10 protein-coding genes and 2 pseudogenes are annotated in these 16,158 nt (G+C 61.2%); all 12 read left to right on the top strand.

What is annotated here, in order from left to right:
- Window positions 1-50 precede the first annotated feature (50 nt).
- A complete protein-coding gene (gene nadA / locus ACIU1A_RS02520) occupies window positions 51-1,025 on the top strand; it encodes a quinolinate synthase NadA (protein ID WP_404926493.1) in 975 nt (324 codons plus the stop codon).
- Window positions 1,022-2,569, top strand: coding sequence for an L-aspartate oxidase (locus ACIU1A_RS02515; RefSeq protein WP_404926492.1), 1,548 nt, complete (start codon window positions 1,022-1,024; stop codon window positions 2,567-2,569). The genes nadA and ACIU1A_RS02515 overlap by 4 nt, the downstream gene beginning before the upstream one ends.
- The gene (gene nadC / locus ACIU1A_RS02510; protein WP_404926491.1) at window positions 2,566-3,447 is read left to right on the top strand and encodes a carboxylating nicotinate-nucleotide diphosphorylase; all 882 of its coding nucleotides are present in this window, start codon (window positions 2,566-2,568) and stop codon (window positions 3,445-3,447) included. Before ACIU1A_RS02515 ends, nadC begins: the two co-directional genes overlap by 4 nt.
- A 194-nt stretch (window positions 3,448-3,641) precedes the next feature.
- The gene (gene bioB, locus ACIU1A_RS02505) at window positions 3,642-4,652 is read left to right on the top strand and encodes a biotin synthase BioB (protein WP_404926490.1); all 1,011 of its coding nucleotides are present in this window, start codon (window positions 3,642-3,644) and stop codon (window positions 4,650-4,652) included.
- Entirely contained in the window at window positions 4,649-5,788 is a 1,140-nt protein-coding gene (locus ACIU1A_RS02500) for an 8-amino-7-oxononanoate synthase (protein WP_404926489.1), read from the top strand. Before bioB ends, ACIU1A_RS02500 begins: the two co-directional genes overlap by 4 nt.
- The gene (bioD, locus tag ACIU1A_RS02495; RefSeq protein ID WP_404926488.1) at window positions 5,785-6,420 is read left to right on the top strand and encodes a dethiobiotin synthase; all 636 of its coding nucleotides are present in this window, start codon (window positions 5,785-5,787) and stop codon (window positions 6,418-6,420) included. Before ACIU1A_RS02500 ends, bioD begins: the two co-directional genes overlap by 4 nt.
- Window positions 6,420-7,685, top strand: a complete 1,266-nt coding sequence (locus ACIU1A_RS02490; RefSeq protein WP_404926487.1) for an adenosylmethionine--8-amino-7-oxononanoate transaminase — start codon at window positions 6,420-6,422, stop codon at window positions 7,683-7,685. Before bioD ends, ACIU1A_RS02490 begins: the two co-directional genes overlap by 1 nt.
- Window positions 7,682-8,665: a beta-ketoacyl-ACP synthase III gene (locus tag ACIU1A_RS02485; protein WP_404926486.1), complete on the top strand. Its 984-nt coding sequence runs from the start codon at window positions 7,682-7,684 to the stop codon at window positions 8,663-8,665. Before ACIU1A_RS02490 ends, ACIU1A_RS02485 begins: the two co-directional genes overlap by 4 nt.
- Before the next feature lie 332 nt (window positions 8,666-8,997).
- Window positions 8,998-10,645, top strand: a pseudogene (locus ACIU1A_RS02480) (MFS transporter).
- A gap of 481 nt (window positions 10,646-11,126) precedes the next feature.
- Window positions 11,127-11,857 (top strand): annotated as a pseudogene (locus tag ACIU1A_RS02475) (porin).
- Window positions 11,858-13,091: 1,234 nt separating this feature from the next.
- Window positions 13,092-14,243, top strand: a complete 1,152-nt coding sequence (locus ACIU1A_RS02470; RefSeq protein ID WP_404926485.1) for a porin — start codon at window positions 13,092-13,094, stop codon at window positions 14,241-14,243.
- A 1,019-nt stretch (window positions 14,244-15,262) separates the two neighbouring features.
- The gene (locus tag ACIU1A_RS02465; protein ID WP_404926484.1) at window positions 15,263-16,015 is read left to right on the top strand and encodes a carbonic anhydrase; all 753 of its coding nucleotides are present in this window, start codon (window positions 15,263-15,265) and stop codon (window positions 16,013-16,015) included.
- Window positions 16,016-16,158: the final 143 nt, after the last annotated feature.

Genomic DNA, 16,158 nt, shown 5'->3' with positions numbered 1-16,158 from the left:
AGGTAGACATATTCCCCTTATTGTCAGATCGAATATAATCGGAGGCGCTGATGACTGGGGCGTTATCTACGGCTGCGTCCCTGTACGAGCGCGTCCGGCGGGTGATCCCGCCAGTCGAATGGCCGGCCTTCACCAGCGACATTGAAGCCATCCTCACGCTGAAGCGCGATCGCAATGCGGTCATCCTTGCGCACAACTACCAAACGCCGGAGATCTTCCACTGCGTGGCCGACATTGTCGGCGACAGCCTCGCACTGGCCCGCAAGGCGGCTACGGTCGAGGCGCAAATCATCGTGGTTGCGGGCGTGCATTTCATGGCCGAGACGGCCAAGCTGCTCAATCCGAACAAGATCGTCCTCATCCCGGATCTAAGCGCCGGTTGCTCGCTGGCCGATTCGATCACGGCACAAGATGTGCGGCTGATGCGGCAGCACTATCCGGGGGTCCCAGTTGTCACCTACGTCAACACTTCGGCGGCTGTAAAAGCGGAGTCGGACATCTGCTGCACCTCGGGCAACGCCAGGGCGGTAGTGGAATCGCTCGGCGTGCCGCGTGTGATCATGGTGCCCGATGAATATCTGGCGAAAAACGTGGCGGCGGAGACGGAGGTGGAGATCATCGCCTGGAAGGGCCACTGCGAAGTGCATGAGCGCTTCACGGCGGCCGATGTCCGGGAACTGCGCGAAGCGCATCCAGGGGTCATCGTGCTCGCCCATCCCGAATGCCCGCCGGAGACTGTAGCCGAAGCGGAATTCTCCGGCTCGACTGCGGCCATGTTGGAATATGTCGAGCGGAAGAAACCGTCGCGCGTCGTCCTGCTAACGGAATGTTCGATGAGCGACAATGTCGCGGTCGCGCATCCCGAGGTCGAGTTCGTCCGCCCCTGCAATCTGTGTCCGCACATGAAGCGCATCACGCTGGCTAACATTCGCGTCGCACTCGAGGAGAACCGGCATGAGGTTCGGATCGATCCTGGGATTGCAGGGCGCGCGCGCCGCTCGGTCGAGCGTATGCTTTCCATATGAGCCTCGACGTTCATGACATCGGCGGGGCGCCAGTCATCATCGGCGCCGGTGTGGCAGGCCTGATGACGGCGCTTCATCTTGCGCCGGAACCGGTTGTGCTTCTGTCCAATGCGGGGCTGGGAACCGGAGCCTGCAGCGAGCTCGCCCAAGGCGGTCTTGCGGCAAGTGTCGGCGGCGAGGACAGTCCCGAACTTCATCTTTGTGACACCCTCGCAGCCGGCGACGGCCTCTGCGACGTCATGACGGTGCGGCGAACGGTCCGAGCTGCACCCGAAGCGATCAGGACTCTAGAGCGCTTCGGTGTCGCATTCGACCGACGTGCTGACGGCGCGTTGCGGCTCGGGCTTGAGGCGGCGCACTCGAAGCGGCGGATCGTGCATGCGGCGGGCGATGCCACGGGTCGCGAGCTGGTCCGCGCGCTGATCGCCGCGGCGCGGCGCACAGCCTCCATCACTATCCTGGAAAACGTGGAGGCGCGCCGGCTTATCGTGGAAGACGGGGCGATCATCGCCGTGGTTGCGGCCGGGTGCACCGGCGCTATCGCCTTGCCAACGCGCCGTGCGGTGCTCGCGACCGGCGGCATTGGCGGCTTGTTTAGCGATACGACAAACCCGCCTGGCTCATGTGGACAGGGGCTCGCGCTCGCCGCCTGTGCCGGGGCGGAGTTCGCCGACCTGGAATTCGTGCAGTTCCACCCGACCGCCCTCGAGGGTCCTCGGCGGCCGATGCCGCTGGTGAGCGAAGCGGTGCGTGGCGAGGGTGCCGTGCTCGTCGATGAGCAAGGAGAGCGTTTCCTTGCTGAAACCCCAGGGGGCGAGCTTGCGCCTCGCGACGTGGTTGCCCGCGCGGTCTGGCACCAGCTCGCTCTCGGACGCCGTGTGTTTCTTGACGCCAGGCAATGTCTGGGCCTCAGATTTGACCAGCGCTTTCCAGCGATCGCCGAATTGTGCCGCCAAGCCGGCATCGATCCCGCGACCGAGCCGATCCCGGTGCGCCCGGCGGCACATTATCACATGGGCGGTGTTGCTGTAGACGCGGCCGGCCGCAGCTCCATCGAGGGATTGTGGGCATGCGGCGAGGTCGCATGCACCGGTCTGCACGGCGCGAACCGCCTCGCCAGCAACTCGCTAATCGAAGCGGCGGTCACAGCGAGCTGGGTTGCTGAAAGCCTCGCCGACGTATCACACACCCGGCGACCGCGCGTGTGTTCGGCATTCGTGCCTCAACGGCCAGACGCCTCCAGCATCCGCCCAATCGTCTCGGCGGCGCTCGGCATCATCCGCGATAGCGAGACGCTACGCGACGGGGTGACAACCCTGTTGCCGATTGCAGCTCACGACAGCGCTGCCTCGGATCCCGCCTTGGTCGCGCTGATGATCGCCATTGCGGCCCTGCGGCGCGAAGAGAGCCGCGGCTCGCACTATCGTTCCGATTTCCCCGGACGCGATGCTGATGCGCGCCTGTCACGGCTGACGCTGCGCAGCGCAATACAGACCGCCGTCGCACTCAGCTGGCGGGCACCGACACGGAGCACCATGGCATGAAGTCATTCTCACCCCTTCCCTCAACCCTGATCGAGCCGATCGTGCGCGGTGCTCTTCTCGAAGACCTGGGCAGATGGGGCGATCTGACCAGCGACGCCGTGATCCCGCATGATCGCACAGCCACGTTGGTGCTCAAGTCGCGACAGACGGGGATGGTTGCCGGGCTCGATCTGGCCGCCTTCGCCTTCATGCTCGTCGAACCTGCGATCGACATGCAAATCTGGCGAGCTGACGGCAGCGATGTTGCGGGGGGCGAGACTATCGCCGTGCTGTGCGGACCGGCGCGAGGCCTGCTCACGGCCGAGCGCACGGCGCTCAATTTTCTGTGCCGCCTGAGCGGCATTGCCACGGCCACGGCGGCTATGGTCGAAGCCGTGCGTGGCCACAAGGCGAGGATCGTGTGCACGCGAAAGACGACGCCCGGCCTGCGCGCGTTGGAGAAATATGCGGTACGCGTCGGCGGCGGCGCCAATCATCGCTTCGGGCTCGACGACGCCGTGCTGATCAAGGACAACCACATCGCTATCGCCGGCGACATTCGCACGGCAATAGAGCGTGCGCGCGCCGCCGCAGGGCACATGGTGAAGATCGAGGTCGAGGTCGAGACCCTTGAGCAGCTCGATACAGCGCTCACGCTGGGAGTCGACGCAGTGCTGCTCGACAATATGTCGGTTGAGGACCTTGCCCGCGCCGTGGCAATGGTCGGTGGCCGCGCCATCACCGAGGCTTCCGGTCGTGTGACACCGAAAATGGCTCCGGCGATTGCTGCGACGGGTGTTGACCTCATCTCGGTCGGATGGCTGACACACAGCGCGCCCATTCTCGACATTGGCCTGGACATGCCGGCTCGCGGGAACATCAGCACTCATTTGAACTAACGGGAAACACAATGAGGAGCAACGCGCTCGGGCTGCACGCGCAGACAAGAGGCTCGAAAGAGCATGCTTCATGCGGCTCACCATTCAACACTTGCGGTATTCCAGTGTGCGCTCACCGACGAGCCCATCGGAAGGGGCTCTCCAACGGACGGACTCGTGAGTGCGCTCGCTGATCAGCAATAGAGGCTTTGACGATGATGACGGGAATGAACGAGGAGTGCGAGTCGGACTGTGCCACGCAGTCGATGGAGGCAGCACTAGCCCGATGGAGCCGCAAAGAGGCCGAGGCCATATACGATATGCCGTTCAACGATCTGCTCTTCCTGGCCCAGACCATCCATCGCCAGAACTTCGATCGCAACCGGGTGCAGCTTTCGCGGCTGCTCAGCATCAAGACCGGCGGATGCCCGGAGGATTGCGGCTATTGCAGCCAGTCTGCGCATCATGAAACCGGCCTGAAGGCATCGAAGCCGATGGAGGTCAAACGTGTCATCGAGGAGGCGACCAAGGCACGAGATGCTGGCGCAACCCGCTATTGCATGGGCGCTGCCTGGCGCAGCCCGAAGGAGCGCGATATGGACGCAGTGCTCGCTATGATCGAAGGCGTGAAGGCGCTCGGCATGGAGACCTGCATGACGCTCGGCATGCTCGACCTCAGCCAGGCGCAGCGCCTGAAAGCGGCCGGTCTCGACTACTACAACCACAACATCGACACTTCCGCGCGCTATTACGGCCAGGTTGTTTCAACCAGGACCTTTGCCGACCGGCTGGAAACGCTTGGGCGGGTGCGCGAGGCTGGGATCAAGGTCTGCTGCGGCGGCATTTTCGGGATGGGAGAGGAAAAAGCCGATCGCATCGATATGCTGGTAACGCTGGCGAACCTGCCCGAGCCGCCGGAAAGCGTGCCGATCAACATGCTGATCCCCATCAGGGGGACGCCGCTTGCCGATGCCGAGCCCATGGATCCGATCGATTTCATCCGCACCATTGCGCTCGCCCGCATCATGATGCCGAAATCCTCTGTGAGGCTCTCCGCCGGCAGGACGGCGATGAGCGACGAGACGCAGGCGCTGTGCTTCTTTGCCGGGGCCAATTCCATCTTTGTCGGCGACACGCTTCTGACGGCGGACAATCCCGGGGAGGACAAGGATTCTCGTCTGTTTAGGCGTCTCGGCATCGAACCGATGCATTGCGAGGCGAAATGAACGAGCCACCGCTCGCCCGCTATGAAGCCACCTTGCAGGGGCTGGCACGCAAGGACCGGCTGCGCACATTGGCGCCGCGGGCCGGGTTGGACTTCTCCTCCAACGACTATCTCGGGTTTGCCGCCTCGAAGAGACTTGGCGATGCAGTCGCGGCCGCAATCGAGCGGGGCACCAAGGTCGGCGCTACCGGATCGCGGCTTCTGCGCGGCAACGCGCCGGAGCATGAGGCGTTGGAGTCAGATGCTGCCGCGTTCTTCGGGGCCGAACGGGCGCTGTTTTTCGGCAGCGGCTACATCGCCAACTTCGCCCTGCTGAGCACCCTTGTGAAAAAGGGGGACCTCTTGATCCTCGATGAACTCGCGCATGCCAGCATGCATGAAGGGGCGCGGGCTGGACGCGCCGAGTTCAGGCTGGTCGCGCACAGTGACATTGATGCTTTTGAGGATGCGATCAGGCGCTGGCGCGCCGAAGGCGGCATTGGCCGCATCTGGATCGGAGTCGAAAGCCTTTACAGCATGGATGGCGACCGCGCGCCGATAGAGAGCCTGGTCGAGCTGGCCGATCGGCACGAGGCATTCATACTGATCGACGAGGCACATGCCACCGGGGTCTGGGGATCGGGGGGCCGCGGGCTGGCCGCGGCGTTCGAGGGCCGCGACAACATCATGGCTCTTCATACATGCGGCAAAGCGCTCGGTGCATCCGGCGCGCTCGTCACGGGGCCGGGAGTGCTGTGCGACTATGTCGTCAATCGCTGCCGGCCGTTTATCTACGCCACCGCGCCATCGCCGCTCATGGCCGTAGCTGCGCGCGAAGCGCTCGCAATGCTGGTCGACGAGCCGATGCGCCGCGTTGAGCTGCATGAGCACGTTGCCTCAGCAAGCCGGCAACTGGCCGAGCATTGCGGAGCCACGCCCAGCGGTTCGCAGATCCAGCCATTTGTCATTAGGGACGTGACGCGCACCATGGCGGTCGCGGCGGCTCTGCAGGCACGTGGCTTCGACATACGCGGCATTCGTCCGCCGACGGTGCCAGAGCGTACCTCGCGGCTGCGCATCTCCCTGACGCTCAACGTGGGCAAGGCTGACATTTGCGCCATGGTCGAGACACTTGCCGAAGTATTGGCCACTGCATGAGCAAGCGCATCGTCGTCACGGGAACGGATACGGGAATTGGCAAAACCGTTTTTGCCGCGGGGCTCGCAGGTCTGCTGGACGGCTTCTACTGGAAGCCGGTCCAATCGGGTCTCGATGGTGAGACCGACAGTGAAGTGGTTGAACGGCTGGCCGGCCTGCCCTCTGGGCGGGTGCTGCCGGAGGCCTACCGCTTGAGGAGCCCGCTGTCGCCGCACCGTTCAGCCGAAATCGACGGTGTCTCGATCGAGCCTGCCGATCTTTCATTTCCGGTCCTGCCCACACCGCTCGTCATCGAAGGCGCTGGCGGACTGATGGTGCCGATCAACCGACAGACAAGATTCATTGACGTCTTCGCTGAATGGCGGCTGCCGGTGATCCTGTGCGCCCGCACCGAGCTCGGCACGATCAACCACAGCCTGCTGTCGATCGAAGCCCTGCGGGCTCGCTCCATCCCGCTGATTGGCGTTGTCTTTGTCGGTGAAGAGGCGGCCGATACGCAATGGACAATCACCGAATTCGGCGCGGTGCGTCAGCTCGGCAGACTGCCACACCTCACTCCGCTCACGCGCGAAACTCTGCGAAAGGCGATGGTTGCTGGCTTCGATCTCGCCCAGATCCTCGGAGCCGAGTGATGTCGCGGTCGCGCGTCTGGCACCCATTCACCCAACACGCGATCGAGCCGCCGATGCTGTCCGTTGTCCGCACGGAAGGAGCTTGGCTGCAGACGAATGACGGAAGTCGTATCCTCGATGCAATCTCCTCCTGGTGGGTGGTCACTCACGGCCACCGCCACCCACGGATCATGGAAGCGATCCGGATTGCGACCGAGATGCTTGACCAGGTGATCTTCGCCGGCCTCACCCATCAGCCGGCAGAGCAATTGGCCTTGGCGCTGATCGAAATGGTGCCGCCAGGCCTCGACTGGGTCTTTTATTCCGACAGCGGCTCTACTTGCGTTGAAGTCGCGCTGAAGATGGCACTCGGCTATTTCCGCAACATCGGCGCGCCGCGCTCGCGCATCGTCGCCATGGAACACAGCTATCATGGCGACACGATCGGCACGATGAGCGTCGGCGCCCGTGGCGTGTTCAACGACGCCTACGAACCGCTGTTGTTCGAGGTCGACACCATTCCCTTTCCGGCCGCGGGGCGCGAGCAGGAAACGCTGGACCGTTTCGAGGCGATGTCTCGCGAAGGCCGCGCCGCCGCGCTGATCATCGAGCCGCTCGTCCTTGGCGCCGGCGGCATGCTGATGTATCCGGCCTGGGTTCTGACCGAATTGAAGAGGATCGCTGAGGCGTCCGGCACGCTCTTGATCGCCGACGAAGTGATGACCGGCTGGGGGCGCACCGGGACCATGTTCGCCTGCGAGCAGGCATCGATCTCACCGGACATATTGTGCACTTCGAAGGGCTTGACTGGCGGCGCCGTCCCGCTGGCAGCCACGCTCGCCAGCGATGCCATTTTCCAGGCCCACTATTGCGTGGACCGAAAGAAAACCTTTTTCCACTCGAGTTCCTACACCGCCAATCCGATCGCCTGCGCGGCCGCACTTGCCAGTGTTGAGGTCTGGCGGAGCGAGCCGGTCGCCGAGCGGATTGCGGCCTTGAGTGCGAAACAGGCCATTGGTCTGCAACGCTTCCGCAGTAATCCCTTCTTCGCCGACAGCCGAGCGAACGGCACGATCCTAGCTCTCGATCTGCGCACCGGCTTGACCGGCTACCTGGCGGAGATCGGGCCGAAACTGCGCGCTTTTTTCCTCGAGCGTGGCTTGCTGGTGCGCCCGCTCGGTAATGTGCTCTATCTGCTTCCGCCCTATTGCATCACCGGCGAGGAGCTCGACCGACTCTATGGCGCCATCGAGGAGGCCGGCGAACGCTTCGGTTCGCGGTCATGATCCGGTGGTCGCGCATAGTCGGCTTCGGTCATCATGCGCCGGCGCGCAAGGTCGAGAACCCGGAGATCGAAAGCCGCCTCGGACTCGAGCCCGGCTGGATCGAGCGACGCACCGGAATCCGCTCGCGCTTCTGGGCAACGGGCGAAGACACGTTATCGGGCCTTGCCGCGCGTGCCGGCGACATGGCGCTGGCGAATGCCGGCATCGGGCGCGCCGACATCGGTCTTTTGTTGCTTGCCACCTCGACGCCCGATCACCTCTTGCCGCCCAGCGCGCCGCTGGTGGCACACCGGCTGGGACTCGACCGCGCCGGTGCGGTTGACCTGACAGGCGCCTGCGCCGGCTTCATCTATGCCCTGATGTTCGCGGACGGATTCACCCGCGTTCATGGCAAAGCAGCCCTGGTCATCGCCGCCAATATCCTCAGCCGCCGCATCAATCCGGCCGAGCGCGCCAGCGCCGTGCTGTTTGCAGATGCCGCCGGCGCCGTGGTGATCGTTCCGTCCGAGGACCAGGATCGAGGCATTCTCGGCGCTTCGGTGGGTTCGGACGGCTCGCGCTACGGGCTGATCCAGATCCCCGCCGGCGGAAGCAATACGCCGTTTCATGGCGACCTGGACCTCGAGCAAACCCGGATGACCATCAGTGACGGCCGTGAAGTGTTCGCCAAGGCCGTAGAGATGATGTCTCGCTGCTCGCAGGATGCCCTCTGTGCTGCCCGAATGGGATCGCAAGACATCGACCGGTTCGTGCCACACCAGGCCAATGCGCGGATTTTCGATGCGGTCGGCAGGGTTCTCAGAATAGATGATGAAGCGATCGTCAAGACGATTGCCGACTACGGCAACTCTTCCGCCGCGACCATCCCGCTCTCGCTCTCGCTTTCGCATCGGGCACAGCCGTTTCGGCCCGGTGAAAAGATTCTTCTTGCGGCAGCCGGTGCCGGTCTCAGCGGAGGCGCCCTCATTATAGGAATTTAGCCGCACGGCGGTCATGCACAGGAGTGGTCACGGATGACAAAGCAAACGGGTCTGCCAAAAAACGGTAGCCGGCAAGCTTCACGGGCGCTGGCGCGGTGACGCGAGAGCGATCAAAGTTGCAGGCCATTCTGTCGATCAGCACAATCGGCAATGTTATCTTGCCGCAAGGGTTGTCGGCGCCAGCGTGGGAGAGTCGAGCCGACAGAGCTCACAGCCTCCGCGTTCGACGGGTCATCCTGGTCGATAGGTCGGCCCTTCCGGTGCATAGATCAACATTGTAGCGGCAGCAGTGCAGCCGAGAATTTGAATAAGCGGCCCTCTAAGGCATCATCATGCAGTCCGAAGACAATACAAATCTGCCTTCCTCAACAACGCTCGCTCCCTTTCGAAACCAGGTGTTTCGCTCGATCTGGATGGCCACACAAATATCCAGCCTCGGCTGGCTCGTGCAGACGGTGGCCATCAGTTGGCTGATGGCCACGATTTCCGCTTCGGATCTGATGGTTGCACTCGTGCAGGCTGCATCCACCTTGCCGGTATTCCTCCTTTCAATCCTGGCCGGCGCCATTGCCGACAATTTTAGCCGCCGATGGGTGATGTTTGCGGGACACTGCCTGATAGCCTTGGCGTCAACGACGCTGATGATTTCTGTGGGTCTCGGATTTGCCGGTCCCTGGCTAATCCTCGGATTGGGTTTCCTGGCCGGCTGCGGCTTTGCCTTGAATGATCCGGCCTGGCACGCTTCTGTTGGCGATATCCTTCACAAAAGGGATATCCCGGCCGCGGTTACCCTCATGTCCGTCGGATACAACATTGTGCGCAGCCTCGGTCCGGCTTTGGGGGGCGTGGTCTTGGCATTCTTTGGACCGCTGGCCGCTTTCGCCTTGGCAGCGTTGAGTGATCTGGCGCCTCTAAGCGCAATATGGCGTACTCGCTGGGATGTTCGCACTTCCCCTCTCCCTCGTGAACGCATGACGATGGCCATTCATGACGGAGTGCGCTTCACGGTGATGTCCCTGGAGATCAGGGCAGCAATTGCCCGTGCAACCCTTTTTCGGCCTGGCAAGCATCTCCATCCTTGCATTGCTGCCGCTGCTTGTCCGGGACCAGCTGAAAAGCGGACCCATCATCTACGGCATCTTGCTGGCCGGCTTCGGCATGGGTGCTTTCATCGCGGGCATGAGCAATAGCTTTCTGAGGCGGGTCACGTCTCAAAACAGGCTGGTGTCCTTCGCCTCCATCGCTTGTGCAGCATGTTGCCTTTCGCTTGCACTCACATCGTCGGTCCCTGTGGCGGCCGTTTCGCTGGCACTTGGCGGCGCGGGTTGGCTCATCACCTGGACTGGCATCGACGTGTCGGTGCAGCTGGCAAGCCCCAGATGGGTGGTCGGCCGCACATTGTCGATCTACTACGCGTTGAGCGCAGGTGGGATGGCAGCTGGCAGCTGGATCTGGGGTACTGTCGCACAGAACTACTCCTTGGGCTGGGCTTTGGAGGGCGCCGCAGGTGCTCTGTTGCTGGTTGCAGCTGCGGGAATACTGTTTCCGGTCGGTCCATGGGAGGAAACGGATCAGGAAAGTTCGGATTTTCGGCCGCCGGAGCTGGCACTCGACTTGAAGCCCAGAAGTGGTCCCATAGTAGTGAAAGTGGAGTATCGTATATCCGAAAAGAATATCGAGACCTTTCTGGGCTACATGCGCGCAAGGCGCCATGTCCAGAGCCGTGCCGGTGCGCGTAACTGGACACTGCAGCGAAATCTTCAAACGCCTTCGATCTGGACAGAGACATTCCGCACGCCAACCTGGATGGATTTTCTTCGCCTGAATCATCGGCTCACGGCAGCGGATAAGGAAATCGGTGATCATCTCCTGTCCCTGCATGATGGGGAGCGTCCTCCTCACACAGTGCTTTCCATCGAACGCACGACTGAGGCTGCTCGTACCCGTTCGCCGACGCTCTTTTCTCGCCCACCCAGGTGACGTGCTCCAAGAGCGATGCTCAGCCTGCGCCGACAAGAGAGCGCCACGAGCAGCAGCGGCCAATTTAAATTATCGCGAAGCCGGCTCGTCGGAATGGCACGTCGCTTGCTGCTCCGCATGGAACGCACCCTGCTAGCCCACTAACAGCGGAGATGATTATGGCGATTGATTCACAAGGGCTGCCCCTCCCGTGTGCCCGAAGAGTTTGGCCGAACAGCCGTGTGGAAGCGGGGCGGTAGGCGTTGTGACGTCTATTTTTAAGCCGGACGCAGGTCGATCCTCACTTTTGTCGGCAGAAGGCAACCCAGCACAGCGTTTCTTCCGTGTGTCGCACCATTGTCGACGCAGTACGTCCTCGCGCCAGACAAGACGTCGATTTCCTTATGCCAATATCAGACGGCAACTCACCTATTCAGCGGGTATTCCGCATTCCTCAGATCGCAATGAAGAACGCGATCCCCTTTTGAATGGAGAATCCAGAATGAACGTGAGCAGCCTTCTTCTCGGCTCGGTTGCGGCCCTGATCTCCGTTTCGGTGGCTCGCGCGGCGGACGAAATCTCCGCGTCGGACCGGACCGAACATGTCCACATCTGCGACGTCTACGGTGCAGGCTACTTGCATGTCCCCAACACCGACACCTGCCTGCGCATCGGCGGCTACGTCCAATATGACGTCGGCATCGGTGGTGTCCCTTCGCATGAGGGGGCAAGAACATCCAGTGCGAGAACCGGGGAGGCTCAGGGCAGTTGGCGAAACAACACGCCTTTCACGTTCAAGACTTGGACAAGCCAGGAAACCGAAATGGACCACTGAAGACCTATACTGAAAGCCGCCTGAACTTCGGCAACCGCAACCCTTATCCGGGTCCGGACAGTGCTCAGAACCAAGCCTTCAACAGTGGCGCCAAGTTGGCTTCCGCCTGGATCCAGCTTGGTGGTCTCCGAGTCGGGAAGGACGAATCGGCCTTCGACACATTTATCGGATACACCGGGAACGTCCTCAAAAACGCACTTGTTCCGTATGGCGACTTCGCTCAGTACTACATGGATACCGTCAATGGGTTTTCGGCTGTGGTTCACTTGAACAAGGGGCGAGTGAGGTCGGTTCTCTCGACAGCCATGTTCCCGACGTCGGTCTTAGGCGTGAGACAGAGGCCGGGGAACTGCGCTCTCTGGGCGATCCGCAAGGCGGCAGAAGCGCATTGGTCTTGAGGGCTGGTGGTCGCCGGCTTTCGCCCTTCGGCGGGCGGTTCAGCCAGTTGTGCAGCCCGGATGGCGGGCAAGAGGGTCCCGCTCGCTGCAGGGCAGCCAGAAACGGGGCTGTTCGAGACCAAGCGTTTCGAATTGCACCTGGCGAAGCGCACGCAGGGTCCTCGAGCTTTCGGCGCCGGAGACGGCGGGTGAAGGGAGCCCCGGGACGAGAACGCGTTCAGTGTCATTGCTGCGCAATTTGGGCGGCTTGCCTTTCGCGATGTTCGCGTCGGTGAGCTATCGAGTTCTTGGTGGGTCATCCCAAGCGCCCGCCCCTCCTCTCGCCATGTGGCGACCACCCTCTCGACGTCTGCGAGCTTTTGGGCAAACGTTCGGCGACGAGGAGCAGGCCTTGTTCGTTCCGCTGGGCGTCGACGATCTTAGTCAGAGCCTCTTCAAAGCCCAGAACAAAAAAGGTCATGGCGTAAGCACCCATAGCCACCGTGGGGTCTCCTTTTTCGATCTTCAAATAGGATGCCCAGTCGTTCCGCCATCATCATCACAGTCAGGCTGTATTTTTGCGGGCGAGCGCAATGTCGGCCCAGACTCTGGGAGGCAATGTGTCGGTCACTGTCGAGCGCATCTTTGTCTCATAAAAACGGCCTTAACTCATTTTAGGTCGTTTACATAAGCCCGAAGCCGGAATGTGTCGGTATTGGCAAAGGCTGTCGGCATCGGGCGAAAGTGTCAGATTCCAAACATACGAAGTTGTCCCAAGCTCTGATTCTCGTGCTCAGCCTGCGCCGACAAGAGAGCGCCACGAGCAGCAGCGGCCAATTTAAATTATCGCGAAGCCGGCTCGTCGGAATGGCACGTCGCTTGCTGCTCCGCATGGAACGCACCCTGCTAGCCCACTAACAGCGGAGATGATTATGGCGATTGATTCACAAGGGCTGCCCCTCCCGTGTGCCCGAAGAGTTTGGCCGAACAGCCGTGTGGAAGCGGGGCGGTAGGCGTTGTGACGTCTATTTTTAAGCCGGACGCAGGTCGATCCTCACTTTTGTCGGCAGAAGGCAACCCAGCACAGCGTTTCCGCCGTGTGTCGCACCATTGTCGACGCAGTACGTCCTCGCGCCAGACAAGACGTCGATTTCCTTATGCCAATATCAGACGGCAACTCACCTATTCAGCGGGTATTCCGCATTCCTCAGATCGCAATGAAGAACGCGATCCCCTTTTGAATGGAGAATCCAGAATGAACGTGAGCAGCCTTCTTCTCGGCTCGGTTGCGGCCCTGATCTCCGTTTCGGTGGCTCGCGCGGCGGACGAAATCTCCGCGTCGGACCGGACCGAACATGTCCACATCTGCGACGTCTACGGTGCAGGCTACTTGCATGTCCCCAACACCGACACCTGCCTGCGCATCGGCGGCTACGTCCAATATGACGTCGGCATCGGTGGTGTCCCTTCGCATGAGGGGGCAAGAACATCCAGTGCGAGAACCGGGGAGGCTCAGGGCACCTGGCGAAACAACACGCGTTTCACGTTCAAGACTTGGACGCGCCAGGAAATCGAAATCGGACCACTGAAGACCTATACTGAAAGCCGCCTGAACTTCGGCAACCGCAACCCTTATCCGGGTCCGGACAGTGCTCAGAACCAAGCCTTCAACAGCGGCGCCAAGTTGGCTTCCGCCTGGATCCAGCTTGGTGGTCTCCGAGTCGGGAAGGACGAATCGGCCTTCGACACATTTATCGGATACGCCGGGAACATCCTCAATAACGCACTTGTTTCGTATGGCGACTTCGATACCAACGTGGCTCAGTACTATTTGGATTTCGCCAATGGCTTTTCAGCTCTGGTTTCACTTGAACAAGGGGCGGGTGAGGTCGGTTCTCTCGACAGCCATGTTCCCCACCTCGTCCTAGGCGTGAGACAGACGCAGGCCGGCGGCGCGATCACCGGCGTAATCGCTCGTGACAGCAACTACGACGCTTTGGCCGGCAAGGTCCGAATCGACGTCAATGTCACAGATGACCTGTCGCTATTCGGTATGTTCGGCTACGGCTCCGTTGGCAATCTCAACGACGACCCAACCAAGGCAGTCGCCGCTCATGGTCGCGGCTTCTACAAGAATTGGAGCGGCGACTGGGCTTTGTGGATGGGTGCCACTTACACGCTCGACGAGAAAACGTCGTTGAACCTCCAGCTCTCTGGTGATCAGCTCAGGAACTCCGGACTGGCTGCAAACGTCGCCTATATGGCCATTCCAGGTTTCACAGTCACAGCCGAAGTCGACTATGCCCACTACGCCAATCTCACTGCCGTCGGCCGTTCCGGCATGAATCCGACACACGGCAAAGCGGACAGCCTCGGCGGCGTACTGCGATTCCAAAGCTCGTTCTAGCGCAACGAATCTGAATGTCGGGGTCCGACTGGTGTGGCCTCGGTGTCTGGCCTTGCGATGTTCAAGATGTCGTCCCGGAAGATCATGCCGGGACTTTTGCTGGACTTCATAGCCTGCTCAGCGAGGCTCCCGTGGAGCGCTCAGCAAAGCCACTCAACAGCTGGTCCAGGACATCCCTGGGTCCATCTGCATCCCTGTGGTGCTACCCCCATTGCGATGAGCTGCTCGATATCGAGAGCTCCGGCGGCACGGCAAGAATGGTAGACACCTGGACGCCAGACACTCGTCAACTTTCCTCGGTGGTTCAGGATCAGTTTTCGGCGGGCGTCATTGCAAATCAGTCTAAGTCAGCAAGAATCTTATTCTGGTTGGGCCATCTTCAAGGGGAACTCAATCCGTGTTTGAGTCGCAGCGGATCGCCCAGAGGTGCGCAAGCGTTTGGTCCTGATCGAACGCTTGACAGCATAATGTCGATCTTTAGTCCACGTTCGTCCTACCTTGCGTAGTTCTCCGCCGCGTGATGGCGCCGAAAATGTGGCGGACGCTGCGATGTCGAGCCGGTGTCCTCAGCAGCACCGATCGGGCATCAATGCATCCATGTCGTGGATGTTCCTATCGAAGCAATCGATTTCTCTGGCTGTCCGATGATGAATATGAAGCGTCACTTGGCGTGGCGGGCGCCATCGGAGTCGTTGCATGGAATCGTTTGTCCAAGGCGGCCCGGGTGCAGGCGACCTTCAGTGGGGTCGACCTTGTGATCTACTACGAACGGCAATCGGGTGTCGTGGAGACGATGGCTTCGATCAAGTAGCTGGGACCATCTGCCGGGTGAAAAATTACTGTAGCAAACCGCATGTGGTGGCGAGCACGGCCGCGCGCCGGGACGGCCGAGCTGAAGCGGCGATGGTGCGTACCGAACTGTTCGGCTGCAAATTGCGACGACGTCGCCCACATCACAGCTGCGCCTGCAGTCTCCCGTGCCAGCGCTAAATTGACGTGTTCAGAGGAGCCATGGCAATATGCACCGTCGTAGTCTGATCAAGGGATTCGTCGCGCTGGGCGCGCATCCTATTTGCGCTGAAGCCGCGCAGGCGTCCAGCACCGAATGGGGATATGCCGGCCCGGTCGGACCAGAACAATGGGGGCATCTGGACAAGACGAATCTGGTCTGCTCGGCGGGCATGCAGCAATCGCCGGTCGATATCAAGGGCGCGGTCAAAGCGGATATCCCGCGCATCGCCATAGGCTGGCACAGGGGCGGCGGCAGGATGGTGAACAACGGCCACACCATTCAAATCAACCTGCCACAAGGCAGCACGCTCACTCGAGGGGATCGTGTTTATGAGCTGCTACAGTTCCATTTCCACGCGCCAAGCGAGCACCACGTCGCAGGCAAGAGTTTCCCGGTGGAAGTGCATTTTGTCCATAAGGACCGCAACAGCGAAATTCTGGGTGTGCTGGGCGTGTTTCTGACGCCAGGCGCAACAAATGCCAGCTTTGCCAGGCTTGCTGCATCATTTCCAGGAACGTCAGGCGAAGAGGCTGTGCTCGACGACGTCGACCCGAACGCGCTTCTGCCGGCTTCGCTTGGCTACTGGACATATGAAGGATCTTTGACGACACCACCATGTACCGAAAACGTCGACTGGATGGTGGCGATAGAACCGGTTGAGGTCGACCCAGCGGATATCGAGCGATTTACCTCGCTATATCCCCGGAACGCGCGCCCTATCCGTTCACCCAATCGGCGCTTCATCCTGGGCCTCGACTGAGGGTCCGTGAGGCCGTGAGGGATCGAAGCACCCCCGGCGCGGTGTATTCATCTGCTTCCAAGATCGTAAGGATGTGCTCCGCCTGGCGGAGGCCTTTGGGCGCTCATTCTCGTCCTGGAAGCGGACCAAGACACAGTTTGGCA

Source organism: Mesorhizobium maamorense (assembly GCF_044998965.1).
Taxonomy (GTDB): Bacteria; Pseudomonadota; Alphaproteobacteria; order Rhizobiales; family Rhizobiaceae; genus Mesorhizobium.
This window is presented reverse-complemented; position numbering and strand designations above follow the sequence as displayed.